Consider the following 22,282-nt stretch of genomic DNA (forward strand, 5'->3'; position numbering starts at 1 on the left):
GACGACGACGAGGTCGTCACCGACGAGATGGGCAATGGCAGGGGTGGCGTGCGGACCCCCGTCGTGGAGGCCCCGGTCGAGCAGCTCACCGGCGTGCCCCACCCCGAGGCGCAGCCCCTGTGCATGCTCCTCGGGCGGACGGTGGAGCTTCCCGAGCAGGTGCTGCGGGAGCGGTGGCCGGGCGGTGGGCAGACCGGCGGAGGGCAGTCGGGGCGTGAGCAGTACCTGGCGGCCTATCGCGCGGCCACGGACCGGCTCATCGCCGAGGGGTTCCTCCTGCCCGAGGACCGCGAGGAGATCCTGGCCGACGCCCGACCGGAGCGTCTCACCTGGTGAGTCGGGTGCGGGTCTCCCGGCGGGGTGCTCGGCCCCAGGTGAGTTCGGGTGATCGCGTGAGCAGGATGACCGCCACGAACATCGCCTGGGCGCCCACATAGGTGGCCATCACCACGAGGTCGCGGTTCGCCCAGTCGACGAGATCGGGCCGGAACGCGCCCAGCGCGATCAGGCCGTCGGACAAGACGAACAGGGCGCCGCCGAGCGCGCCGACCCAACCGTGGCTCGACGCGAGCCACGCCACGGCGAGAAGCAACATCCCGTAGACCACCACGGCCGGGGCGAGCATCCCGGCCTCCGGAACCGTCACCGCCAGCAGCGCGACCGCCACCACCATGAGCAGCAGTGTCCACGCGAACGGCGACCGGCCCCGGTCCACTCGGGTGAAGGCGACGATCCACAGCACCTGGGCCACGGCGAACCCGCCGATCATCGCCAGGAACCGCGCGTCCTCCGGCATCACCTTGGGTAGCGAGTCCCCGACCCAGCTGGCGGCCAACGCGGCCAGCGCCCAGGGCCAGGCGGGTCCGCGGTCATCGGGCGGTGACACGAGCAGCACCACCGCCAGCGCGGGCATGAGCAGCACCTGCGACCACGCTGCCACCGCGTCGGCGCCGGTCAGAAGCGCGATCAGGTGGACGAGCGTCACCACGGCGACGGGGCCCCAGCTCAGTGCGCGCATGCCCACGACGCTATCCCCGGTCACCGCCGCGCGCCGGGGGATGCGCCACCTCGTCGTCGTCGGGTGACGGCGTGCCCCGTCAACGCGACCATCACCGCGGCGCAGCACAGCACGCCCACGCCGAACGCCATGGTGATGCCCTCGTCGGTGGAGTAGGTCGACTCGGACGGGTGGGCGGCGAGCACCGCGGCGGACAGCGCGGCACCCACCGCGCCGCCGACCGTGCGCAGGACCTGGTTGAAGCTCACGGCGCTGCCGAGTTGGTCCACGGCCACACTCCGGGCGATCAGCGCGGGCATGGCGGCGTACCCGGATCCGATCCCCGCGCCGAACAGGAACATCCCGACGGCGAGCGTGAGGAAGTCGCCGTGCGCCCACCACAGCAGCAGCGACGCCACGGTCATCACCGCCGCACCGACCGGTAGGAAGACCGCCATGTCGACTCGGCGGGAGAGCGCCCTGACCGCGCGATTGGCCAGGAAACTGCCGACGGACAGCGGCGCCATCATGAAGCCCGCCCACATGAGCGGGACGGCGAGGCCGAAGCCGGTGTCGGTGGGGGCCTGGGCCACCAGGCTCGCGATCGACAGGCCGATGTACAGGGCGGTGCCCAGCCCGATCGCGGTCGCGTTGGCCAGCAGCACCTCGGGCCGGCGCACCACCCGCAGGTTGATCAGCGGGTGCCGGGTGCGCACGCTGTGCACGCCCCACGCGGTCAGGGCGGTCACGGCCACCGCGAGGGTCCCCAGGGCGCGCGGAGAGGTCCAGCCCCAGCCCTGGGCCTCGGAGATCCACAGCAGCAGGGTGGCCAGGCCGACGCCCAGCAGAACGGCTCCGGGCAGGTCGAGGGGTGTCCGCGGGGCGAGTGGGTCGGGACCGGCGGGGACGAAACGCCACACCCCGGCCGCCGCGGTGGCCACGAACAGCGCGGCGAAGGCGAACGCGGACCGGTGGCCGAACCCCGCGGCCAGCAGGCCGGTGAGCGGGTACCCCAGCCCCATTCCCACCGAGACCGTGACCGACAGGGTGGAGATGGCCGGCTGGGACTCGGAGTAGCTCAGGTGTCGGCGGGCCAGGGCGATCGTGACCGGGACGGTCCCGTAGAGCAGGCCCTGCAGTGCCCGGCCGAGCAGGAAGACCGTGAAGTTCGTGGCCACGGTGGCGATGACCGATCCCGTGAAGATCACCGCCAACGACGCCAGGAGCAGCCGCCTGGTGTGGGGGCCGTCCGCCAGCCGTCCCATGATCGGGGTGGCCACCGCGCCCACCAGCAGGTTCACGGTGAGCATCCACTGTGCGGCGCTGACGGTGATGCCGAACTCTTCTGCCACCGACGGCACGAGCAGCATGCCCAGGGAGCTGACGATCGCGCTGGTGAGCCCGGCGTAGACCAGGGTCTGGAGGAACCAGCGGGGTGCGGGTGCGCGGTCGGTCGAGGTCACCTCGTGCCCCTGGTGTCGAGTCTGCCGATCAGGGGCACGGCTGCGGCCAGGGTGGCACGCTCGGACTCGCTGAGCTCGTCGGTGACCGCGTGGACCAGCCACTCCTGCCCGGCAGACCGTTCGCTGACCAGGCGTGTCCGGCCGCTGTCGGTGAGGGTGATCAGGACCCGCCGGCCGTCGGCGGGGTCGGGGCTGCGGGAGACCAGGCCCATCTCCTCGAGTTCCCGTACCGCGCCCGCCACAGCCTGGTGACTGATCCGCTCGTGCGCGGCGAGGACGGTCGCGGTGAGGGCGCCGTGGCGGTCGAGGCGGGACAGGATCCCGACCTTTCCCATCGACAGCGTCCGGTGCTCGCCGAGCCGCCGCCACAGCGGGCGAAGGGCTTCGCGCAGATCGGTGGCCAGCGCGGACGGGTCGGCGGCCGCGGTGCTCGTGGCGGACGCGGTAGCCGCGGCACCAGGGGTGTCGCTCGGGTCGGAGCTGCTCGCAGAGTCGGTCTGGTGGGCCACCCAAGCGATTCTACAAGGAAGTTGCGCAATCTACTTGCGAGACCGAGACCAAGACCGAGACCGAAACCCAGGCCAAGGCCGCGACCGAGCCCGAGGCCCAGGCCGCCACCGAGCCACGCGTCGTCGACTGCGTCATACCCGGCGCACCCCAACGAGAAGAGCGTTCCGAGCACCTGCTTCTCGGCGGATGTGTTCGGAACGCTCTTCCCGATGAAGGGGGGCGCAGGCCAGCGCGACCCGGCAGGACGCGCGTAGCCGCGGGGGTCGTCGACTCAGTACGTCCCGCAGTTGACCGGGGCCGGCAGGCCGTCGATCCGGTCGGCCAGGTACTGCACCGTCCCTCCGAGGCCGGAGAGCATCGGCACCGCGTGATTGATGACCAGCCCGGTGGCCACCGGCGGGGTGTGGTCGATCACCATCTCGACGGCCGCACCCTGCGCGCACCAGTCGCGGCCGAGTCGCTGTGACTGGTGACCGGGCACCACGTCGTCGTTCACGGGGGACAGGATCCGCACCGGCGTGGTGGGCGACAGGCGGCCGATGCGTTGGCGCTCCAGGTAGTCCATGATGGCCGGATCCTGCCTGGCGATCTCCCCGGCGGACTGGCCGGACCGCGTGAAGTTGTTGGTGCGCTGCTGGAAGAACTGGATGGCGGTCTCGCCGATGCACTGGTCGGAGGTGGCGGCGAGCATCGCCCGGCCGTGGTCGTTGAGATAGGCGTCGAGGAGCGGGTCCATCTCCGGGTAGGCGTCGACCAGACTGTTGAGCGAGTACCCGATCACGCCGGCGATCGCCGACCCGTCTGCCCTCTCGAGAGTGGCCAGGAGGTCGGCGGGCGGCGATCCGGCGGCGGTGCCGACGAGGTTCACCTCGGCCGCGTACCGCGGATGCAGTTCGGCGGCTGCGGCCACAGCGCCGCCGCCCTGCGAGTACCCGGAGAACACGGTGCGCGGCGAGGGTCCGATGTCCGCACCAGGGATCCGCGGCGCGGCACGGGCGATGTCCAACACGGCACGGGCCGAGGACTCGCGGTGGACGTACGGGTGGATGCCGGGCGTGCCCAGCCCCTCGTAGTCGGTCATCGCGACCGCGTAGCCGCGGGCCAGCAACGCGTAGGCCTGGATGAGTTCGTAGCCGAAGCCCACGCCGGGCGGGTCCGTGCGGACGGTGGCCAGGTTCTGGAAGGTCTTCGACGGCGCGCAGTGGTCGGCCTGACCCTGGGTGCCCGGTGCGAGCACTGCGAGCGGCCGCGTCCCCGGGCCGGTCCACGGCGCGCGGGGCTGGAGGTACGTCCCCGTCACGGCGATTGGCTGGTTTCTCGACCCCGCGGAGGTGTACATGATGCGCTGGGCATCGGTCGAGATCGGGCCCGCGCCGTCCGAGACGAACTCCGCCCCGGGGATCGGTGGGATGGCGCCGGCGAGTGGGAACGACTCGGTCTTGACGAGTGCTCCCGCGCCTGCGGGCAGCTGGGCGGGCGGTTGATAGAACGCGGGAGCAGGGTCGTTGGACGAGCCCTGGGCTGCGGCGACCGGGGCGAGCGCGGCCCCGCCCCCGATGGTGGTCGCCAGAGCGGTGGCGAGTGCGGCAGCGCGCAGCGCGGTTCGACGAAGTAACACGGTCCCCCCGGACTTAATGTGTCGTGAATCACTGATGAGCGGAGTCTAAGTCGCCGCCCTCCCGCGTGGGTCGGGCACCCTCCCGGAGCTACCGTCGTAGCCATGACCGAGCACCCGCCCGCCACGCCCGACACCACTGACCATGAGCCCGGATGGGCGGAGGTCGACGCATTCCTCGACGAGGCGATGGGGCTCGAGGACCAGGTGTTGCGGGATGTGCGTGAGGCCACCGCGGCGGCGGACCTGCCCCCGATCGAGGTCTCCGCCGCCCAGGCGCGGTTCCTCGCGCTGCTCTGCCGGATGATCGGCGCGCGCCGCGTCCTGGAGTTCGGGACTCTCGGCGGGTACAGCGCGGCCAGCGTCGCCCGCGCCCTGGGGGACGACGGCGAGGTGGTCACTTTGGAGATCGACCCGCGGCATGCCGAGGTGGCGCGCGCAAACTTCAGACGGGCCGGGGTGGCCGATCGCGTGGAGGTACTCGTGGGCCCGGCCTCGGAGTCGGCGCGGGCGCTGATCGACACGGGTACCGAGCCGTTCGACATGGTGTTCATCGACGCCGACAAGCCCGGCAATCCGGGCTACGTCGAGCTCGCGTTGCAGTTGACCCGCCCGGGCAGCGTGATCGTAGTGGACAACGTCGTGCGCCACGGCGCGGTCGCGGACGCGGGCTCCGACGATCCCGGGGTGCTCGGCAGCCGCGAGGTGCTGACGCTGCTCGGCGGTCATCCGCGACTGGACGCGACCGCCCTGCAGACGGTGGGCGCCAAGGGCTGGGATGGCTTCGCGGTGGCTCGCGTCCGCTGAAGTCGGCGTTGCGGGCCGCAGGTCAGCCGGTGCGCAACCGGCCCGCCGCCTTGTGTCGTTCCAGCTCGGTCATGCCGCCCCAGACGCCGTAGAGCTCCCGCTCCTCGATGGCGTACCGACGGCACTGGTCGAGCACCGGGCACTGCCGGCAGAGCTGCTTGGCGAGTTCCTCGTTCTTCCGCCTCGTGCCCTTGAGGTCGTGGTCGTCGTTGTAGAACAGGTCCTGGTGGCCGACGCAGTTGCCGCGGTCAGCCCATGCCCATCGATCGTCCACTGCGGTCGAGGCGGCCTCAGCCAAATGATCATCCCACTTCCCGGGTCGGCGACGAGTCGAAAGACCGTGCGCGGAACAACGTCCCATCATCCGTTGTATGAAAGCGGGCGGACTACACCCCCAGGGGTGTGATCGCCGTATCGGGGCATCCGAGGGTTCGTTGCTAAGGTCTGTCCATGCCGGTCAGGGTGACTGTGATCAACGACTACCTCGTCGTCGTAGCCGGGGTGAACGCCATACTCTCGGAGTACGCCGACCGCATCGAGGTCGTGGAGAAGCGCACGGTCTCCAAGGGGGCGGCTCCGGTGGACGTGGCCCTGTACGACACGTTCGCCGCGCCGGTGGGTAAGCACGCCCGCCTGGCCGCGTTGCGTCAGGACCCGTCGATCGCTGCGGTCGCGGTCTACTCCTTCGCCGCTGACCGCGCTGCTGTCGAGGACAGTCTGGCGTTGGGGGCGAACGGTTTCCTCTCCAAGTCCCTGTCCGCTCCGGAGCTGGTCCGGGGGATTGAGGAGATCGCGGCGGGTCGCATCGTGACGATGGTGGGGCCGGGGTTGTCCGCCACGGGGGCCAACGACTGGCCCGCCAAGGAGGCCGGCCTCTCCGCCCGCGAAGCCGAGATGGTGGGCCTGATCGTGCAGGGTATGTCGAATCATGACATCGCCGACCGGTGCTACCTGTCGGCGAACACGGTCAAGACCTACATCCGTGCTGCCTACCGGAAAATGGGTGTGACCACGCGTGCCCAGGCGGTGGCCTGGGGTATCGAACACGGCCTGAAGCCCGACCGCCAGGCCTGAGCCGCGGGCGTCCCGGGGTTCGGGGCGTCGCGGGCCTTGAAATAGGTACCCTAGGGGGGTACCGTATCTCGCATGGCCGAGCACGGATACACCCCGAATAAGGACGACCACCTCAAGCGGCTGCGCCGCATCGAGGGTCAGGCCCGCGGTCTGCAGAAGATGGTCGAGGAGGACAAGTACTGCATCGACATCCTCACGCAGGTCTCCGCCATGACCCGGGCGCTGCAGTCGCTCTCGCTCAACCTGCTCGAGGAGCACCTGGGCCACTGCGTGGCCGGCGCGATCGAGCACGGTGGCCCGGAGGCGCAGGCCAAGCTCGCCGAGGCCAATGCGGCCATCGCGCGCCTGGTCAAGTCGTAGTCCGCTCCACCGAGCCGCCCTCCACCCGTCTGCAACCATCAGAGGAGAACCCCATGTCCGACACCGCCACCTTCACCGTCTCCGGAATGACCTGCGGCCACTGCGTCGCCTCCGTGAAGGAGGAGGTCTCGGAGATCCCCGGCGTCACCGATGTGGAGGTCGACCTGGAGTCGGGCCGCCTCGTCGTCGTCGCCCCCGATCCCGTCGACCCCGCCCTCGTCCGCGCCGCCGTGGACGAGGCCGGGTACACACTCGACGCCGCGGAATGAGGTGGCCACGATGAGCCGCACCGACACCAGCACTGCCGGCAGCCTCACCGGCGGACCGGCGACCACCGTCGTCGACCTCCAGATCGAGGGCATGACCTGCGCCTCGTGCGCCAACCGGATCGAGCGCAAGCTCAACAAGCTCGACGGGGTGACGGCCGAGGTCAACTACGCCACCGAGAAGGCGCGCGTGGAGTACGCCCCGGGCGTGGAGTCGCAACTCCTGCTCGACACCGTCCAGCAGGCCGGGTACTCGGCGCGGCTCCCGCAGCCCCGCACGCCCGCCGCCACCTCGACCCCGCGCGCCGCCGACGGGGCCGCCGCCGCGACGGGACATGCCGGCAACGCCACCGACGACTCCGAGGCCCCTGACCGGGTGGAGAGCCTGCGCCACCGCGTGATCGTCTCCGCGCTGCTGTCGATACCCGTGATCGCGATGGCCATGATCCCGGCGTTGCAGTTCACCAACTGGCAGTGGCTCTCGTTGACCCTCGCCGCTCCGGTCGTCGTGTGGGGCGGGTGGCCGTTCCACCGCGCGGCGGCGATCAACATCCGGCACGGCTCGTTCACCATGGACACCCTCGTGTCGATCGGCACGTCCGCCGCCCTGTTGTGGTCGCTGTACGCCCTGTTCTTCGGCCACGCCGGGATGCCGGGCATGACCCACGGGTTCGAGTTCTCGCTCTCGCCCAGCGACGGCGCGGGGGACATCTACCTCGAGGCCGCCGCCGGGGTCACCACCTTCGTGCTGCTGGGTCGCTACATCGAGGCCCGGTCCAAGCGCACGGCCGGGGCGGCGCTCCGATCGCTGCTCGAGCTCGGCGCCAAGGACGTCGCGGTGCTGCGCGACGGCGTCGAGACGCGGATCCCCGTGGAGAACCTGCAGGTCGGTGACGAGTTCATCGTGCGCCCCGGCGAGAAGATCGCCACCGACGGCCGGATCGTCGACGGCGCCTCCGCCGTCGACACCGCCATGGTCACCGGTGAATCCGTGCCTGCCGAGGTCTCCACCGGCGACGCCGTGGTCGGCGGCACGGTCAACACCAGCGGGCGGCTGATCGTCCGGGCCACCCGCGTGGGATCGGACACCCAGCTCGCGCAGATGGCGCGGATGGTCGAGGACGCACAGTCCGGGAAGGCCGCCGCGCAACGCCTGGCTGACCGCATCTCCGGGGTCTTCGTCCCCGCCGTCCTGGTCTTGGCGGCCGCGACGTTCGCCTTCTGGCTGCTCACCGGATCCGGCACCTCCATGGCGTTCACGGCCGCGGTCGCGGTGCTCATCATCGCCTGCCCCTGTGCGCTCGGTCTGGCCACGCCCATGGCCCTCATGGTGGGGACCGGCCGCGGTGCGCAGCTGGGCATCCTCATCAAGGGCCCCGAGGTCCTGGAGTCCACCCGCCGCGTCGACACGATCGTGCTCGACAAGACCGGCACCGTGACCACCGGAACGCCCGCGCTGGTCTCGGTGACCGCCGCGGACGGCGAGGACGAGACGCAGGTGCTGCGCTACGCCGGTGCGGTGGAGGACGCCTCCGAGCACCCCATCGCCCGGGCCGTCGCCGCCGGCGCCCGAGAGCGGGTCGGTGACCTACCGGCCGTAGCGGGCTTCCGCAACACCGAGGGGCTGGGGGTGTCGGGACGGGTCGGAGCCGACCCCACTGACGACACCCGTGACGACGACGAGGTGGTCGTGGTGGGCCGTCCGGCTCTCCTCGCCGAGCAGGAGATGCCGCTGCCGGCCGAGCTCGAGCGGGCGGTCGACGAGGCCTCCGGCCGCGGCCACACCGCGGTGGCGGTGGGCTGGGGTGGCCGTGCCCGCGGGGTGCTGGTGGTGGCCGACCAGATCAAGGACTCCTCCGCCGAGGCGGTCGGGAGGTTCCGCGGCCTGGGTCTCACCCCCATCCTGCTCACCGGCGACAACGCGAGGGTGGCCGCGTCGGTGGCGCAGCAGGTGGGCATCGACCCCGGCCCGGACACCGCGATCTCCGAGACGGTCATCGCTGAGGTGCTGCCAGCGGAGAAGGTGGACGTGATCCGCAGGCTGCAGGCGCAGGGCCGGGTGGTGGCCATGGTCGGCGACGGCGTCAACGACGCGGCCGCCCTCGCCACCGCCGATCTGGGCCTGGCGATAGGGACGGGCACCGACGCGGCGATCGAGGCCTCCGACCTCACCCTGGTCCGCGGGGACCTGCGCGCCGCGGCCGATGCGATCCGGCTGTCCCGCAGCACCCTGCGGACCATCAAGGGCAACCTGTTCTGGGCGTTCGCCTACAACGTGGCCGCGCTGCCCCTGGCGGCGGCCGGGCTGCTCAACCCGATGATCGCGGGCGCGGCGATGGCGTTCTCCTCGGTGTTCGTCGTGGCCAACAGCCTGCGGCTGCGGAGGTTCCGCGCGGCGGAGTAGCGGGTTCCGCACGGTTGCATCCGCGGTGAGCGTGGGTACGGTGACGGCCACGACGCCGACACGCACGACGCCGACTAGGAGGTCCACCGGATGACCGCACAGAACCGACCTGGACAGACCGTTCCCGACCAGACAGTTCACGCCCAGACCGTGCCCACTCTCCGCCGAGCCCGCAGGGGCAGCGCCTTCGTCGCACTCACCGCAGCCGCGGTGCTGGCCGCCTCGTGCGGGACGGGGGAGGACTCTCCCGCCGCCGAGGGGACCACCACCCCCCAGGACACCGCCACCACCGCTGACGCGGGAGCCGGGGGCGGGGAGCAGGGCGACCGGGCCTTCGCCACCGCGGAGCTCACAGACCCCGAGGCCGGACCGCTGGGCACGGTGGAGTTCGTCGAGTCCGAGGGCGGCACCCTGGTCACCGTCGAGGCCAGCGGACTCGAGCCCGGATTCCACGGACTGCACATCCACACGACCGGGCTGTGTGAGCCGGACAGCGCCAATCCCAACGACCCCGATGAGAGGGGCGCGTTCCTCTCGGCCGGCGGGCATCTGGCCGGGCCGGACGGCGGGGCCGGGCATCCCGAGCACGCGGGCGACCTGCCGCCGCTGTACGTCGCCGGCGACGGGACCGCCCGCCTCACCACCCTGACAGACCGGCTGGACCGGGAGCTTTTGCTGGACGACGACGGTTCGGCCGTGATGATCCACGAGGACCCGGACAACCTCGCCCACATCCCGGAGCGCTACGCACCGGACGGGCCGGACGAGGACACGCTGATGGCCGGCGACGGAGGCAGCAGGATCGCCTGCGGGGTGGTCGTCGGCTGACCCCCTCCGACACGTGACCGGACAACTGTCCGGTCACGTGTCCGATAACCCCCCGATCAGGCGGCCTGCTCTGGTAGCGTCCGCCGCGAACAGGCACGCGTCACCACGCGCCGCCTCAGGTCGGGAGGGGACACATGGCCATCCGGGTCGCGCAGATCGCCACGGGGAACGCCGGGGCGATCGCCCTGCGCCACCTCATCGAGGACCCGCGCTTCGAGCTCGTCGGCGTCTGGGTGCACTCCGCGGACAAGGCGGGCAGGGACGCGGGTGAGCTCGCCGGTCTCGGGGTGGACACGGGCGTCACCGCCACCACGAGTGCGGCCGACATCGTGGCCGCGGCGCCCGACTGCGTGGTCTACTGCGCGATGAGCGACACCAGGCCGGTGGAGGCCGCGCGCGACATCCGCGAGTACCTCGCCGCCGGGATCAACGTGGCGGGCACCGCGCCCACTCCGCTCATCAACCCCGCCGCGGGCGTCCCCGACAGCGCGCGCGCCAAGCTCGAGGCCGCGGCCCTGGAGGGCGGTGCCACCCTCTTCGTCACCGGCGTGGACCCGGGGTTCACCAACGACCTCCTGCCGCTCGCGATCACCGGCACCTGCCGCGAGGTGCGCCAGGTCCGCTGCACCGAGTTCTCCGACTACGCCACCTACGATTCCACCGAGTCGATGGTCGACGTCATGGGTTTCGGCACCCCGCTCGACCAGACCCCGCTGCTGTTCCTGCCCGGGGTGTTGACGGCGGGGTGGGGGGCGTCGATCCACCTGCTCGCCGCCGGGTTGGGCGTGGAGGTGGACGAGATCACCGAACACGTCGAGCGCGAACCCGCCCCGGAGACCTACGAGGTCGCGGCCTGCACCATCGCCGAGGGCGCCCAGGCGGGGTTCCGCTTCCAGATCACCGGCATGGTGGCGGGCGAGCCCGTCATCGTGGTCGAACACGTCACCCGGACCCGGGACGACCTGCGGCCGGACTGGCCGTACGCGGTCCAGGAGGGGCACTCGTACCGCGTCGAGGTGATCGGCGAGCCGTCGTACGTCCTCGACCTGGCCGCGCAGAGCGCGGACGGCGACCACAACTACTCGGCGATCCTCGCCGGGGTCGGCAGGGTGGTCAACGCCGTACCCGCCGTCGTGGCCGCGGCGCCGGGGTTGACCACGACGCTGGATCTGCCGCTCACCGGCGCGCCGGGCATCGTCGGTACGCGCTGACGCGTCGACCGACGTCGTCACCACAGCTGTTCACGAGTAGAGGGAGTCGTCATGGGTCGGGTCGAGGGCAAGGTCGCCATCATCACGGGTGCCGCGCGGGGGATGGGCGAGGCCGACGCGCGCCGGCTCGTCGCGGAGGGCGCGAAGGTCGTGCTCACCGACGTGTTGGACGATCAGGGCGAGGCCGTGGCGGCCGAGCTGGGGGAGGGCGCGCGCTACCGCCATCTCGACGTGTCCGATGCGGAGCAGTGGAAGGCCGTCGTCGAGGAGACGGTCGCCGACTGGGGCGGGGTCGATGTGTTGGTCAACAACGCGGGGATCGCCAACGGGGCCGAGCTGCACAGGTTCCGGCATGACAAGTGGCAGCAGATCCTGGACGTGAACCTCACGGGGACCTTTTACGGATGTCAGGCCGTCACCGAGACGATGATCGCCGCCGGTGGTGGGTCGATCATCAACGTCTCGTCGATCGAGGGAATGCGCGGTACGCCGTGGGCTCACGGGTACGTGGCCGCCAAGTGGGCCGTCCGTGGGCTCACCAAATCGGTCGCGCTCGAGCTCGCCCCGCACGGCATCCGCTGCAACTCGCTGCACCCGGGCCTCGTGCGCACCCCGATCACCGAGGGGATCCCGGACGATATGATCCCGATCCCCCTCGGCCGGCTGGGCACCGTCGAGGACGTAGCCAACTTCGTGCTGTTCCTGGCCTCCGACGAGTCCTCCTACGCCACCGCCACGGAGTTCGTGGTGGACGGCGGGACCATCAACGGGATCCCGCACAAGCAGCTGTAGAGCGTGACCGCGGCGGCCTACTTCTCCCGCGGCGCTCGGCCCATCAGGTAGAACTCCGGGTTCGGCCGCATGTCGGTGGCGTTGGCCACCCGGTTGCTCAGCCCGAACAGGCCGGTGATCGTCGCGATGTCCCACGCGTCCTCGTCGTCCAGGCCGTGCGCGTGCAGCGCGGCGAAGTCGGCGTCGACGAGCTCGTCGGACCGCAGGTTCACCTTGGTGGCGAAGTCGCAGATGGCGCGTTCCCGTGGGGTCAGCTCGGCCTTGTGATGGCTCACGGCCAACTGGTCGGAGAGGTACGGGTCCTTCTTGACGATCCGGAGGATCGCACCGTGCGCCACCACGCAGAACTGGCAGTTGTTCTGCGCGGAGATGGTCACGATGATCATCTCCTTGTCCGCCTTGGACATGTTCGAGCCCTCGCGGTCCATCACCGCGTCGTGGTAGGCGAAGAAGGCCCGCCACTCCGCCGGGCGGCGCCCGAACATCAGGAACACCTCGGGGACGAACCCGGCCTTCTCCTGCTCCGTCAGAATGCGCTCCCGCAGGTCGTCGGGGAGATCGGCGAGCTCGGCGAGGGGGAATCGGTCGGACATGTGCGGCTCCGGGGGAGTGGGGCGCCCGGGTGGGGCGCCGGGCTGAGGGGCGGGGAACTGAGCAGTGGAGGGGCTCAGGGCTGGAGGGGCTGGAGGTCTGCCCAGAGGCTATGCCGCGTCGCCCGCCGCCGGATCAGGATCGCGCCGCGGACCCCCACGTGTGTACCCGCTCGATCTCCAGCCAGACGTCGACGCGGGCGCGATCGCGGACCGGGTACGGCTGGTCCGTGTAGTGCCGGGACAGCGCGTCGATGCCGGCCAGGTCCGGGTCCTCGGCGATCTCGGTGATCCGGCCCTGGATGCTCACGTGCGAGTACCAGTCGTCCGCGTCCAGCACGGACAGTGCCACCCGCGGGTCGCGCCGCAGGTGCTGGAGTCAGACCCGGCCGGCGTCGAGGTTGAGGTGGATGCGGTCGGCGACCAACCGGTACCAGGTGGGCACGGTCACCGGGGAGCCGTCCTTGCGCAGCGTGGCCATGACGCACGGATTCGGCCGGGCGAGCAGGCGGCGCAGGTCGTCGGTCAGCGGGGAGCCGGACGGGTGTGCTTCGGACGGGTGTGATTCGGGCTGGTGCGATTCGGACTGGTGTGAGTCAGACACGGCGCGCGGTCCTCTCGTCGGTGGCGGGTACTCCGGTCCAGTGTGCGCGTCGTCCGCGCCGAGGGGTGGCGCTATACCCCCGAGGGTTTTACGGTGGAGTGTGTACCTGTTCCCCACGGAAACGGACACACATCATGCTCTTCGAGCGCATCTATGACTACGACCTGGCCCACGCCAGCTACTTCATCGGCTGCCAGAGCAGCAGTGAGGCGATCGTCGTGGACCCCAGCCGCGACCTGAGGCCCTACTTCGAGATGGCCGACCAGCACGGCATGACCATCGTCACGGTCACCGAGACCCACATCCACGCCGACTACCTGTCCGGCACCCGCGAGCTGGCCGCCGCGACCGGCGCCACCACGTATCTCTCCGACGAGGGCGGCGAGGACTGGCGCTACGGCTTCGAGGGCGAGCGTCTCCGCGACGGCGACACCATCGAGCTAGGCAACGTCCGCCTCAAGGCCGTGCACACTCCCGGCCACACGCCCGAGCACCTGATGTTCCTCATCACCGACGGCGCGTTCGCCGACGAGCCCGGTTACGCGCTGACCGGCGATTTCGTGTTCTGTGGCGACCTCGGGCGACCGGACCTGCTCGACGAGACCGCCGGCGGCAGCGATTCGGGCGGCGAGGACACCCGCTACGAGAGCGCCACGCAGCTCTTCGCCAGCCTCCGAGAGCGCTTCCTCACCCTGCCCGACCACGTCCAGGTGTTCCCGGCCCACGGCGCAGGGTCGGCCTGCGGCAAGTCCCTGGGGGCGCTGCCGTCCAGCTCGGTGGGATACGAGCGGAAGTTCGCGTGGTGGCCGAAGTACGTGGAGAACGACGACGAGGAGGGCTTCATCTCCGAACTCCTCGACGGCCAGCCCGACGCGCCGGCGTACTTCGGGCGGATGAAGCGCGAGAACCGGGACGGCCCCTCCGTGCTCGGCCATCCGTTGCCGGAGCTGCAGGAGTTGCCAGCGGAGGAGGTGGCCTCCGGCATCGAGTCCGGCGACCTCGTCGTCGTCGACCCCCGACCCGCCGACGACGTCCACGACGGCACCGTCGACCGCGCCATCAACCTCCCGGCCGGTCAGGCCGGCACCTACGCCGGCTGGGCCATCGACCCGGAGTCCGACACCCGCGGCCTGGTCTTCCTCGCCGAGGACGCCGAGGCGGCCGACGAGCTGCGGCGCCACGTCATCCGCGTGGGCGTCGACTCCACGCGCGGGTACGTCACCTCCACCGACGGACTGCCCACGTTCCGCCCGGAGACCGTGGACCCGGAGGACCTGGAGGCCCACGAGCACACCATGGTGCTCGACGTCCGCGCCACCTCCGAGTACTCCGACGGCCACGTCCCCGGCGCCACCCAGCTGCACGGCGGCCAGGTGATGTGGGAGCGCGACGAGCTGCCCGACCCGGGCAGGATCGTCACCTACTGCCAGTCGGGTGCCCGCAGCTCGGTCGTGGCCAGTGCGCTGCGCAGCGTCGGGTACGACGTCACCGAACTCGAGGGCAGCTATTCCGCCTGGGAGGAGGCCGGGATGCCCACGGAGTGACCGGCCGGCCGCGGGTCCGCACTCGGCCGCGGGTCCGAGCTCGGCCGCGGCCCCACGGCCTCACCGGCGGGAAGGAACCGTCCGGCCGAGAACTGTCGGCCGTACCCCTCGGCGAACTCGCCGTCGGACCACACCACGTGGCCGCTGATGATCGTGGCGGCCACCGCGCGGTCGTTGCGGTTGACCATGCGGTGGATGCCGCCGAGCTCCGGCATCGCCTCCTCGTGGTAGTCCAGCGACTCGCCGTCGAGGCCGGCCGGGTCGATCACCACCACGTCGGCTCGACGCCCGGGTGCGATCCGCCCGGCGTCGAGCCGGTAGAAGTCGGCGAGTTCTCCGGTGAGCTTGAACACGGCCTCCTCGACGGACAGGAACGGGGTACCCCGACGATCCGCCTCGTGCACGCGCTCGAGCAGGCGGACGCCGAAGTTGTAGAAGGCCATGTTGCGCAGGTGCGCCCCGGCGTCGGAGAAGCCGATGGTGATCCCCGGGGTCCGCGCGAGCCGGTTGGCGACCTCCTCGCGCGCGTTGGCGATGGTGGTGGTCCACCGCAGGTCGGCGCCGTGCTCCACGACCAGGTCGAGGAAGCAGTCAGCGGGGTGCAGTGACCGTGCGCGGGCGACGTCGCCGACGGTCCTGCCGACCAGCGACTCGTCGGGGCAGGCCACGATCAGGGCGTCGTCGAAGTCGCGGTGCCACACCCGTGGGCTGAACCGCTTCTCGAAGTCCCGCCGGAACCAGCGCCGGTAGCCCTCCTTCTCGAGCAGATCGGTGCGGGCCATCTCGTCCTTGAGGTGTAGCGCCTCGCGTCCGGAGCCGAACTCCTCGAAGACCACCAGGTCGATCCCGTCGGCCCACACCTTGAAGGTGGTGGGCAGGTGCTGCCACACGAACCTGCCCCTTCCGAGAGTGTTGGCCACCCATGCCAGCGGCCGGAAGATGCGGTTGACCCACGGCTCGGCCAGGGTGTCCGCGGCGGCGAGGAGTGAGACCCGCAGCGGCTTGCGGAAGAGTCCCGTGCTGGTGGCCACGTAGAAGGCCACGTCGACCTTGGTGTTGAGGTTCGGCACGCCCTGCAGGACCCGGTCGCGCCGGCGGAGGATCCGGCTGAGGCGCCGGAACTCCTTCCACGAGGCGTGTGTGGAGGGCAGGGTCCGCGAGCGGTAGCGGTCGCCGTCCATCTTGTCCCACGGGTTGGTCATGGTGGAGACCCCGAGGAAACCCTGGTCGAGGGCCTCGTCCACCCGCCGTTCGATCTCGCGCAACTCCTCCCGACCGGGGGAGTGCTCCGGATCGGTCGCCCGGCCCAGGCCCATCACGGAGGCGCGGACGTCGGAGTGGCCGAGGAAGCTCGCCACGTTGGGCCCCAGCGGCAGGGCCTCGACCGCGCGCCGCCATGCCGCCGGGTCGGACCAGGACTTCGTGCGCTCGAGTGCCTCGAGGACGGCGTTCCGGGGCAGGGCCTCGACGCGGCTGAACAGGTCGGCCACGTCGACGGTGTCCGAGTAGACCCCGGACAGGGAGCAGTTGCCCACGAGCACGGTGGTCACCCCGTGCCGCACCGACTCGCCGAGCCCGGGGGAGACCAGCAGTTCGACGTCGTAGTGGGTGTGGGTGTCGACGAATCCGGGCATCACCCATCTGCCGCCGGCCTCGATGACGCGGGTGCCGGGCGAGATCGGGAGCGGGGTGGGGCTCACCGCCGCGACGACGCCGGATCGGATCCCGACGTCGGACCGGACGCCCGGCGCGCCGGTTCCGTCGTAGACGGTCCCGCCGCGGATCACGATGTCGAAGTCGGCGCCGCCCGGGCTGGCGTGATCAGTGGTGTCCACGAGGCACTCCCTGGTTTGTGACACAAAACACATACTTCACCAGGCTACCCGGACGCTGGTCCAAGTCCAGACCTCGTCGCGAATTCCCCTGCGCCGCCCGGCCGCCGTGGGGCACCCGCGAGAGGCCGCCGCCCCGGAGTGCCCGTGTCGTCGCGTGGTCACACCCGCTCACGTTTCCCCAGGTGGCGTTCCCGCTCAGGTGCCGTTTGCGACCACTCGCCGGAGGGCGCCCTGGAGCACCGGCGGCACGGCGCCGCCGCGCGGTATCGGCCGTTGCCGCGCGAGTGAGGCACCCGCGGGCCGGGAGTAGCGTTGTCGCGCATGACCACACGCACGGAGCGCCTCGACGGCCTGCCGTTCACCCGCAAGCACCGCAGGCTGTTGCTCGGATCCGGGGTCGGGTGGGCGCTGGACGCCATGGACGTGGGCCTCATCTCCTTCGTCATGGCCGCGCTGGCAGTGCACTGGGCGCTCACCCCCACCGAGCTGTCCTGGATCGGGTCCATCGGGTTCGTCGGCATGGCGATCGGCGCCGCGCTGGGCGGTCTGCTCGCGGACAGGATCGGTCGCCGCCAGGTCTTCGCCGCGACGCTGCTGGTCTACGGACTGGCCACGGGCGCGGCGGCCCTGTCGACCGGCATCGCGGTGCTCATCGTCCTGCGCTTCATCGTGGGCCTCGGCCTGGGTGCCGAGTTGCCCGTCGCGTCCACGCTGGTCAGCGAGTTCGCGCCCCGCCGGATCCGCGGCAGGGTCGTGGTGATCCTCGAGGGGTTCTGGGCCGTCGGCTGGATCATGGCGGCGCTCATCGGGTACTTCGTGGTCCCGACCGGCGACGACGGATGGCGCTGGGCGCTGGCCGTGGGTCTGGTCCCCGCCGCCTACGCGTTGGTGATCCGGTTCGGGCTGCCCGAGTCGGTGCGGTTCCTGGAATCGAAGGGCCGGGTCGACGAGGCCGAACGGATCGTCCGCGACTACGAGGCCTCGGCCGGGGTCGAGCCGCCCGCCGACTCAGCCGGGGTCGAGCCGCCCGCCGCCGCGATCGACGGGGCGGCGACGGACCGGCTCGAGCCCGTCGAGGAGCCCGCCCGCGAGTCGATCTGGTCCCCGCGACTGCGACGCCGGACCGGTGCCCTGTGGATCGTGTGGTTCGGGATCAACTTCTCCTACTACGGCGCGTTCATCTGGCTGCCCAGCCTGCTGGTCTCGCAGGGTTTCGACCTGGTCAGATCGTTCGGTTACACCCTCATCATCACGCTCGCCCAATTGCCGGGGTACGCGGTGGCGGCGTGGCTCATCGAGGTGTGGGGCCGCCGCGTCACCCTCGCGGTGTTCCTGTCCGGTTCGGCGGTCGCCGCCGGCCTGTTCGGGCTCGCGGGCTCGCCGGCGACGATCATCGCCGCGGGCATGGCGCTGTCGTTCTTCAATCTCGGCGCGTGGGGCGCGCTGTACGCGATCGGCCCCGAGCTCTACCCCACCAGGACCCGCGGGTCCGGCACCGGCGCGGCGGCCGCGTTCGGGAGGATCGCCTCGATCATCGCGCCACTGCTCGTCCCGGTGATGCTCGGCGCCGGGGGCACCGCGATGGTCTTCGGGGTGTTCGCGGCGGCCTTCGTCGTGGCAGCGCTGGCCGCGTTCACCCTCCCGGAACGCAAGGGCGTCGCGCTCGAGGAGACCTGACGCGACAAGGCCCACCGCATCTCGCGCGAGAGGCCTACCGCGTCTCGCGCCCGTCGCCGAGCTCGCGGATCCTCTCGGTGGCCGCGCGGAGGCGCTCCTTGCGGGCCTCGTCGTCGGACTCCTTGAGCTCCTCGTAGAGCTCCTCGTCCGAGTCGGAGAACTGCAGGATGGCGCGGGGAACCCCCAGGGTCAGGACCAGCGACGGCCACACGATCCACGCGTAATCCCACCCCACCACGAACTGCAGTACGAGGAACGCCACGAGAGTCGCTCCCAGGACCAACCCGTCGAGCGTCTCCACGGTCCTGCCGCGCTTGCGGAGATCCTGGAGCTCGCGGTCCGGATCCGGCACCGCGGGCGACGACGACGAGGCGCGCACCAGCTCACCACCACCCGCCGTGGCCGACTGGACGATCATGCCGTCAACGATGGCCAGCGGCATGCCACCCGGCAGATCGCTGAACGACCCGCGCAGCTGACCCAGGGTGCGCGCCGCGGCGACGTCACCCGAGCGGGAGTGGAACTCCGGGTCGTCGAGGCGGCCCGCCGCGTAGTGGTCGCCGAGAGCGGTGAGCGCGTGCAGGCGCTCGGTGTCCGAGAGCAGCAGATCGTCGGGATCGGTCATGTGACCAGGTTAGGAGGGGGCCGCGCTGACCGCCATAGGTGATCGCACCCATCCACTGTCGCACCCATCCACTGCCCCGGGCCAGTGTCGTATCCGGGTGCGTGTCACATCCGGGAGCGCTGGTGCGTCGAAGGGGTATGAGCACACACCGGAACGACCACGGACAGCGCAAACAGGTCAGCGCGGGGGCGATGGCACCCATGCTGGCGCTCGAGGCCTACACCCGGACCCGGGTCTCCCGCTCCGACAGCCACCTCATCCGACTCCGGGTCTCGGCCGTGAACGAGTGCCGCTTCTGCACCGCCATGCACCGGCGCGACGCCCGTAAAGACGGCTGGGACGACGCCCGGATCGTGGCCGCCGAGAACTGGCCCGCCCACGCCGGTGAGCTGTCCGAGGGGGACCTCACGGTCCTGCGGTTCGCCGACGCGGTCACCCACATCCACGGCGAGGACTCGGTCCCGGACGAGCTCTGGGACGACGTGGTCCGACACCGGGGCGAGTCGGGCACTGGACAGCTGCTGATGGAGGTCGTCACCATCAACGCATGGAACCGGATCGCAGTGGCCACCCGGAAGGATCCGGGCTCGCTCAAGGGCGTGCGCCGGGAGGACATCGATCCCGTTCGCCCGAGGTGACGACGGCCGGTGCGCTCGCCGGACTCGACCGGGCCGCGGTGGACCGGGTCCGGGGACGGCTCCTCGGGGTCGGGTACCGCATCACCGGGACGTGGGCCGACGCGGAGGACGCCGCCGCCGAGGCCCTGGCCCGCCTGGTCGGTCTCGAGGCGGGATCGGCGCCCGACAACCCCGAGGCGTGGCTCACCACGGTCACCACGCGCCTGTGCCTGGACCGGCTGCGGCGACGCAGGCGGGAGGACTACGTGGGGGCGTGGCTCCCCGAACCCGTCGACACCGCACTGTTGCCCTCGGAGCTGGCCGAGCAGCACGACGACCTGCGGATCGCCGTCCTGCTGGCCTACGAGCAGCTCGGCCCCGAGGAGCGCGCGGCCTTCGTGCTGCGCGAGGCCTACTCCCTGCCCTACGCCGAGATCGCCGGCGCGCTGGACGCGGCCGTGCCCACGGTCCGTCAGTGGGTGAGCCGGGCGAGGCGCAGATTGGACACCGACCTGCGTCCGCCGGAGCGTGCACCGGATGCGGTGATCTCTCGGCTTGTCGAGGCCGTCCTGGCCGGTGACCTCCAGCAGACAATCGAGGTGCTCACCGCGGACGCCCGGGTGGTCTCGGACAGCGACGGGAAGGTCAACGCCGCCCGCAGGGACATCGTGGGGGCCCGCAAGTGTGCGTACTTCCTCATCAAGGCGGCGGAGCTGTCCGACGGCATGATCGCTCCGGTCGAGGTGAACGGGGAGTTCGCGCTGGCTGTGGTCTCCCGTGGGGTCGTCCGGGTGGCCCAGCTGGGTGTGGTCGACGGCCGCGTCACGCGGGTCTACTTCCACTCCAACCCGGCCAAACTCACGCGGCTCGCGTTGCCGGAGGGGTTCGAGCCGAGCGCGTGAGGCGGCGGCCCGCGGCAGCCCGGTCTGGGGCTACTCGGGCACCCACATGGCCATCTCGTTCCCGCCGGGCTCCCGGAAGTGGAACCGTCGGCCGCCCGGGAAGGAGAAGGGCTCGAGGGTCACCACGCCACCCGCGGCCTCGACCCGTCCGCGCGCCTCGGCCAGGTCGGCAACCAGGATCACCATCAGCGGTGCCGGTGACTGCTCGTCGTCGTCGCCCTGGATCCCCACCTCGATCCCGCCGCCGGTGAGGTCGGTGTACGACGTCCCGTACACGGTGGGCGACCAGCCGCACACCGTCGCCAGGAACTCGGCGGTCGCGGGCATCGACGTACTGGGGAATTCGACCATGGTGATCTGGTCCGGGGTCCTGTCCTGCATGCGCCCGACGGTACGGGCACCATGGGTGCGGTGGCGCGGTTTCGATCCCTCTACCCGGTTCTGGCTCCCCCGGTCCTCCTCGCCGCGACGGCCTGCGCGGGCGGGGCCGCACCGACCCCTGTGCCGTCCCCTCCGACGAGCACCGGCCCGATCGGCGCGGCGAACGTTCCGCTCGACACCACGATCGATGTCCCCGGCTCACGCGCGGCACTCGAGGCGGGACAGGCGGAGATCCGACGGGTCCTCGAGGGCAGGATCGGTGCGGACGGATGGAGGGAGGCGCGCGCGGCGCAGGAGGTCGCCTGTCCCAGTCGGAGCGACGCGGCCGGTGTCGGGGACGCCGGGATCGGCAAGTTCTACGCCCGCGAGATGCGTCACCCCGATGCCCTGGACCCCGCCGGGTGGGACCGGGCTCTGGAGGAGGTCCTGAACGCCGTCGAGCCGCACGGTTTCCGGCCCAGGCCCACCGACGAGGGACCGACGCGGCCCGGGATCCACTACGTCTACCTGGTCAACGACCACCGGGACGAGCTGACCCTGTCCACGCATCCGACGATCGGTACCGGCTACGGCGGGTTCGGCGTCTGCCACCCCTGGGGGGACTGACAAGCCGGGCCTGACCAGGCACGGGCCGCCGGGCCGCGGTTCGACAGGCGCGGTGGCGGTCAGACTCGAGCCTGATCCCGTGGCCGGTCCCAGTGGGCGAGCAACTCGCGGGCGGCGGCGGCTGGATCGGGCGCGCCCATCACGGCCGACACCACGCACACGCCGTCCAGGGCGGTGCCGGCGAGGAGGCCGACGTTCGCCGCGGTGATCCCGCCGATGCCCACTGCCGGGACTCCACATCTGTGCGCCGTGCGGGCGATGCGGTCGGCTCCCGCCGGACCGAGCGCCGCCGCGGTGTCGGTCTTGGTGGAGGTGGACCAGACCGGGCTCACCCCGATCACGTCCGGTGCGGGCCCGGGACCGGCCAACGCGACGCCGAGTTGGTCGGCCGACTCGATCGACAGGCCCACCATCAGATGCCCCGGGAGTTCGGCCCGGGCCCGCCCGAAAGGCACGTCCCGCTGGCCCACGTGCAGGTGCAGCCCCAGCTCCCGCGCCACGTCCAGTCGGTCGTTGACGAACACCGGCACGTCGCGGCCCACCCGGGCCCCGGCCCGTCGGGCGGCGTCGGCCA

Annotated in this window: 24 protein-coding genes and 1 pseudogene; 14 read left to right on the top strand and 11 right to left on the bottom strand. The window is 71.4% G+C overall.

The window, feature by feature from the left end; genetic code table 11:
* The coding region (locus G6022_RS07610; protein WP_277819485.1) for an alpha/beta hydrolase domain-containing protein at positions 1–336 on the top strand (336 nt) is incomplete at its 5' end.
* Here G6022_RS07610 and G6022_RS07615 read toward each other — a convergent pair.
* From G6022_RS07615 to G6022_RS07630, 4 genes are all read right to left on the bottom strand, one after another.
* Positions 326–1,018 carry a lysoplasmalogenase gene (locus tag G6022_RS07615; RefSeq protein ID WP_182659472.1) on the bottom strand — a complete coding sequence of 231 codons (693 nt, stop codon included), beginning with the start codon at positions 1,016–1,018 and terminating at the stop codon, positions 326–328. The genes G6022_RS07610 and G6022_RS07615 overlap by 11 nt on opposite strands.
* A gap of 20 nt (positions 1,019–1,038) precedes the next feature.
* Complete coding sequence (locus tag G6022_RS07620; RefSeq protein ID WP_182691295.1) at positions 1,039–2,460, bottom strand: MFS transporter; 1,422 nt, start codon at positions 2,458–2,460, stop codon at positions 1,039–1,041.
* Positions 2,457–2,969, bottom strand: coding sequence for a MarR family transcriptional regulator (locus G6022_RS07625; RefSeq protein ID WP_182691303.1), 513 nt, complete (start codon positions 2,967–2,969; stop codon positions 2,457–2,459). The genes G6022_RS07620 and G6022_RS07625 overlap by 4 nt, the downstream gene beginning before the upstream one ends.
* A gap of 272 nt (positions 2,970–3,241) precedes the next feature.
* Entirely contained in the window at positions 3,242–4,588 is a 1,347-nt protein-coding gene (locus G6022_RS07630; protein WP_259847920.1) for a lipase family protein, read from the bottom strand.
* Between the two features lie 186 nt (positions 4,589–4,774).
* Here G6022_RS07630 and G6022_RS07635 point away from each other — a divergent pair, with 186 nt between their 5' ends.
* Positions 4,775–5,392 (top strand): O-methyltransferase, encoded by a 618-nt coding sequence (locus G6022_RS07635; protein ID WP_206682366.1) that lies wholly within the window; start codon positions 4,775–4,777, stop codon positions 5,390–5,392.
* Between the two features lie 22 nt (positions 5,393–5,414).
* On the opposite strand, the gene G6022_RS07640 is transcribed toward G6022_RS07635, so the two are convergent.
* The gene (locus G6022_RS07640; RefSeq protein WP_241730769.1) at positions 5,415–5,690 is read right to left on the bottom strand and encodes a WhiB family transcriptional regulator; all 276 of its coding nucleotides are present in this window, start codon (positions 5,688–5,690) and stop codon (positions 5,415–5,417) included.
* A 152-nt stretch (positions 5,691–5,842) separates the two neighbouring features.
* Here G6022_RS07640 and G6022_RS07645 point away from each other — a divergent pair, with 152 nt between their 5' ends.
* The 7 genes from G6022_RS07645 to G6022_RS07675 all read left to right on the top strand — a co-directional run bounded on the left by G6022_RS07645 (position 5,843) and on the right by G6022_RS07675 (position 12,327).
* Positions 5,843–6,466 (top strand): response regulator transcription factor, encoded by a 624-nt coding sequence (locus tag G6022_RS07645; RefSeq protein ID WP_182639949.1) that lies wholly within the window; start codon positions 5,843–5,845, stop codon positions 6,464–6,466.
* Between the two features lie 72 nt (positions 6,467–6,538).
* Complete coding sequence (locus G6022_RS07650; RefSeq protein ID WP_095718749.1) at positions 6,539–6,826, top strand: metal-sensitive transcriptional regulator; 288 nt, start codon at positions 6,539–6,541, stop codon at positions 6,824–6,826.
* Between the two features lie 53 nt (positions 6,827–6,879).
* Positions 6,880–7,095: a heavy metal-associated domain-containing protein gene (locus tag G6022_RS07655; RefSeq protein ID WP_182639948.1), complete on the top strand. Its 216-nt coding sequence runs from the start codon at positions 6,880–6,882 to the stop codon at positions 7,093–7,095.
* A 10-nt stretch (positions 7,096–7,105) separates the two neighbouring features.
* Positions 7,106–9,496: a heavy metal translocating P-type ATPase gene (locus G6022_RS07660; RefSeq protein ID WP_182691305.1), complete on the top strand. Its 2,391-nt coding sequence runs from the start codon at positions 7,106–7,108 to the stop codon at positions 9,494–9,496.
* Positions 9,497–9,586: 90 nt separating this feature from the next.
* Positions 9,587–10,324, top strand: coding sequence for a superoxide dismutase family protein (locus G6022_RS07665; RefSeq protein WP_182639945.1), 738 nt, complete (start codon positions 9,587–9,589; stop codon positions 10,322–10,324).
* A gap of 134 nt (positions 10,325–10,458) precedes the next feature.
* Complete coding sequence (locus G6022_RS07670; RefSeq protein WP_182639944.1) at positions 10,459–11,535, top strand: diacylglycerol kinase; 1,077 nt, start codon at positions 10,459–10,461, stop codon at positions 11,533–11,535.
* Between the two features lie 51 nt (positions 11,536–11,586).
* Positions 11,587–12,327 (top strand): glucose 1-dehydrogenase, encoded by a 741-nt coding sequence (locus G6022_RS07675; protein ID WP_182609814.1) that lies wholly within the window; start codon positions 11,587–11,589, stop codon positions 12,325–12,327.
* Between the two features lie 17 nt (positions 12,328–12,344).
* On the opposite strand, the gene G6022_RS07680 is transcribed toward G6022_RS07675, so the two are convergent.
* Together G6022_RS07680 and G6022_RS07685 are read right to left on the bottom strand one after the other, a co-directional pair.
* Entirely contained in the window at positions 12,345–12,920 is a 576-nt protein-coding gene (locus G6022_RS07680; RefSeq protein ID WP_095718754.1) for a peroxidase-related enzyme, read from the bottom strand.
* Positions 12,921–13,053: 133 nt separating this feature from the next.
* Positions 13,054–13,446, bottom strand: a pseudogene (locus G6022_RS07685) (PPOX class F420-dependent oxidoreductase).
* 209 nt (positions 13,447–13,655) lie between these two features.
* Here G6022_RS07685 and G6022_RS07690 point away from each other — a divergent pair.
* The gene (locus tag G6022_RS07690; protein WP_182639943.1) at positions 13,656–15,065 is read left to right on the top strand and encodes an MBL fold metallo-hydrolase; all 1,410 of its coding nucleotides are present in this window, start codon (positions 13,656–13,658) and stop codon (positions 15,063–15,065) included.
* Here the strand turns inward: G6022_RS07690 and G6022_RS07695 are convergent.
* Positions 15,026–16,900, bottom strand: coding sequence for an amidohydrolase family protein (locus G6022_RS07695; protein ID WP_182639942.1), 1,875 nt, complete (start codon positions 16,898–16,900; stop codon positions 15,026–15,028). The two genes, G6022_RS07690 and G6022_RS07695, sit on opposite strands and share 40 nt — an antisense overlap.
* A gap of 321 nt (positions 16,901–17,221) precedes the next feature.
* On the opposite strand from G6022_RS07695, the gene G6022_RS07700 reads away from it, so the two are divergent.
* The gene (locus G6022_RS07700; protein ID WP_182691307.1) at positions 17,222–18,577 is read left to right on the top strand and encodes an MFS transporter; all 1,356 of its coding nucleotides are present in this window, start codon (positions 17,222–17,224) and stop codon (positions 18,575–18,577) included.
* A 34-nt stretch (positions 18,578–18,611) separates the two neighbouring features.
* On the opposite strand, the gene G6022_RS07705 is transcribed toward G6022_RS07700, so the two are convergent.
* Complete coding sequence (locus G6022_RS07705; RefSeq protein ID WP_182639446.1) at positions 18,612–19,202, bottom strand: DUF1707 domain-containing protein; 591 nt, start codon at positions 19,200–19,202, stop codon at positions 18,612–18,614.
* Between the two features lie 137 nt (positions 19,203–19,339).
* On the opposite strand from G6022_RS07705, the gene G6022_RS07710 reads away from it, so the two are divergent.
* Together G6022_RS07710 and G6022_RS07715 are read left to right on the top strand one after the other, a co-directional pair.
* Positions 19,340–19,840 (top strand): carboxymuconolactone decarboxylase family protein, encoded by a 501-nt coding sequence (locus G6022_RS07710; protein WP_241731112.1) that lies wholly within the window; start codon positions 19,340–19,342, stop codon positions 19,838–19,840.
* Positions 19,837–20,721 (top strand): sigma-70 family RNA polymerase sigma factor, encoded by an 885-nt coding sequence (locus tag G6022_RS07715; protein WP_182639445.1) that lies wholly within the window; start codon positions 19,837–19,839, stop codon positions 20,719–20,721. The genes G6022_RS07710 and G6022_RS07715 overlap by 4 nt, the downstream gene beginning before the upstream one ends.
* Before the next feature lie 30 nt (positions 20,722–20,751).
* Here G6022_RS07715 and G6022_RS07720 read toward each other — a convergent pair whose 3' ends face one another.
* The gene (locus G6022_RS07720; protein WP_095718762.1) at positions 20,752–21,102 is read right to left on the bottom strand and encodes a VOC family protein; all 351 of its coding nucleotides are present in this window, start codon (positions 21,100–21,102) and stop codon (positions 20,752–20,754) included.
* 30 nt (positions 21,103–21,132) lie between these two features.
* Here G6022_RS07720 and G6022_RS07725 point away from each other — a divergent pair, with 30 nt between their 5' ends.
* Positions 21,133–21,708, top strand: coding sequence for a hypothetical protein (locus G6022_RS07725; RefSeq protein WP_182610955.1), 576 nt, complete (start codon positions 21,133–21,135; stop codon positions 21,706–21,708).
* A 59-nt stretch (positions 21,709–21,767) separates the two neighbouring features.
* Here the strand turns inward: G6022_RS07725 and G6022_RS07730 are convergent.
* A partial coding sequence (locus G6022_RS07730) for a thiamine phosphate synthase (protein ID WP_182691309.1) occupies positions 21,768–22,282 on the bottom strand: 515 nt, incomplete at its 5' end.

This window comes from Dietzia sp. Cai40 (assembly GCF_014145165.1).
Classification (GTDB): domain Bacteria; phylum Actinomycetota; class Actinomycetes; order Mycobacteriales; family Mycobacteriaceae; genus Dietzia; species Dietzia natronolimnaea.

Excerpts from the sequence above, each read along its gene's own strand:
- G6022_RS07615 (WP_182659472.1), bottom strand. The coding sequence starts at position 1,018 with ATGCGCGCACTGAGCTGGGGCCCCGTCGCCGTGGTGACGCTCGTCCAC.
- G6022_RS07635 (WP_206682366.1), top strand. The coding sequence starts at position 4,775 with ATGGGGCTCGAGGACCAGGTGTTGCGGGATGTGCGTGAGGCCACCGCG.
- G6022_RS07645 (WP_182639949.1), top strand. The coding sequence starts at position 5,843 with ATGCCGGTCAGGGTGACTGTGATCAACGACTACCTCGTCGTCGTAGCC.
- G6022_RS07650 (WP_095718749.1), top strand. The coding sequence starts at position 6,539 with ATGGCCGAGCACGGATACACCCCGAATAAGGACGACCACCTCAAGCGG.
- G6022_RS07655 (WP_182639948.1), top strand. The coding sequence starts at position 6,880 with ATGTCCGACACCGCCACCTTCACCGTCTCCGGAATGACCTGCGGCCAC.
- G6022_RS07660 (WP_182691305.1), top strand. The coding sequence starts at position 7,106 with ATGAGCCGCACCGACACCAGCACTGCCGGCAGCCTCACCGGCGGACCG.
- G6022_RS07665 (WP_182639945.1), top strand. The coding sequence starts at position 9,587 with ATGACCGCACAGAACCGACCTGGACAGACCGTTCCCGACCAGACAGTT.
- G6022_RS07670 (WP_182639944.1), top strand. The coding sequence starts at position 10,459 with ATGGCCATCCGGGTCGCGCAGATCGCCACGGGGAACGCCGGGGCGATC.
- G6022_RS07675 (WP_182609814.1), top strand. The coding sequence starts at position 11,587 with ATGGGTCGGGTCGAGGGCAAGGTCGCCATCATCACGGGTGCCGCGCGG.
- G6022_RS07680 (WP_095718754.1), bottom strand. The coding sequence starts at position 12,920 with ATGTCCGACCGATTCCCCCTCGCCGAGCTCGCCGATCTCCCCGACGAC.
- G6022_RS07690 (WP_182639943.1), top strand. The coding sequence starts at position 13,656 with ATGCTCTTCGAGCGCATCTATGACTACGACCTGGCCCACGCCAGCTAC.
- G6022_RS07700 (WP_182691307.1), top strand. The coding sequence starts at position 17,222 with ATGACCACACGCACGGAGCGCCTCGACGGCCTGCCGTTCACCCGCAAG.
- G6022_RS07705 (WP_182639446.1), bottom strand. The coding sequence starts at position 19,202 with ATGACCGATCCCGACGATCTGCTGCTCTCGGACACCGAGCGCCTGCAC.
- G6022_RS07710 (WP_241731112.1), top strand. The coding sequence starts at position 19,340 with ATGAGCACACACCGGAACGACCACGGACAGCGCAAACAGGTCAGCGCG.
- G6022_RS07720 (WP_095718762.1), bottom strand. The coding sequence starts at position 21,102 with ATGCAGGACAGGACCCCGGACCAGATCACCATGGTCGAATTCCCCAGT.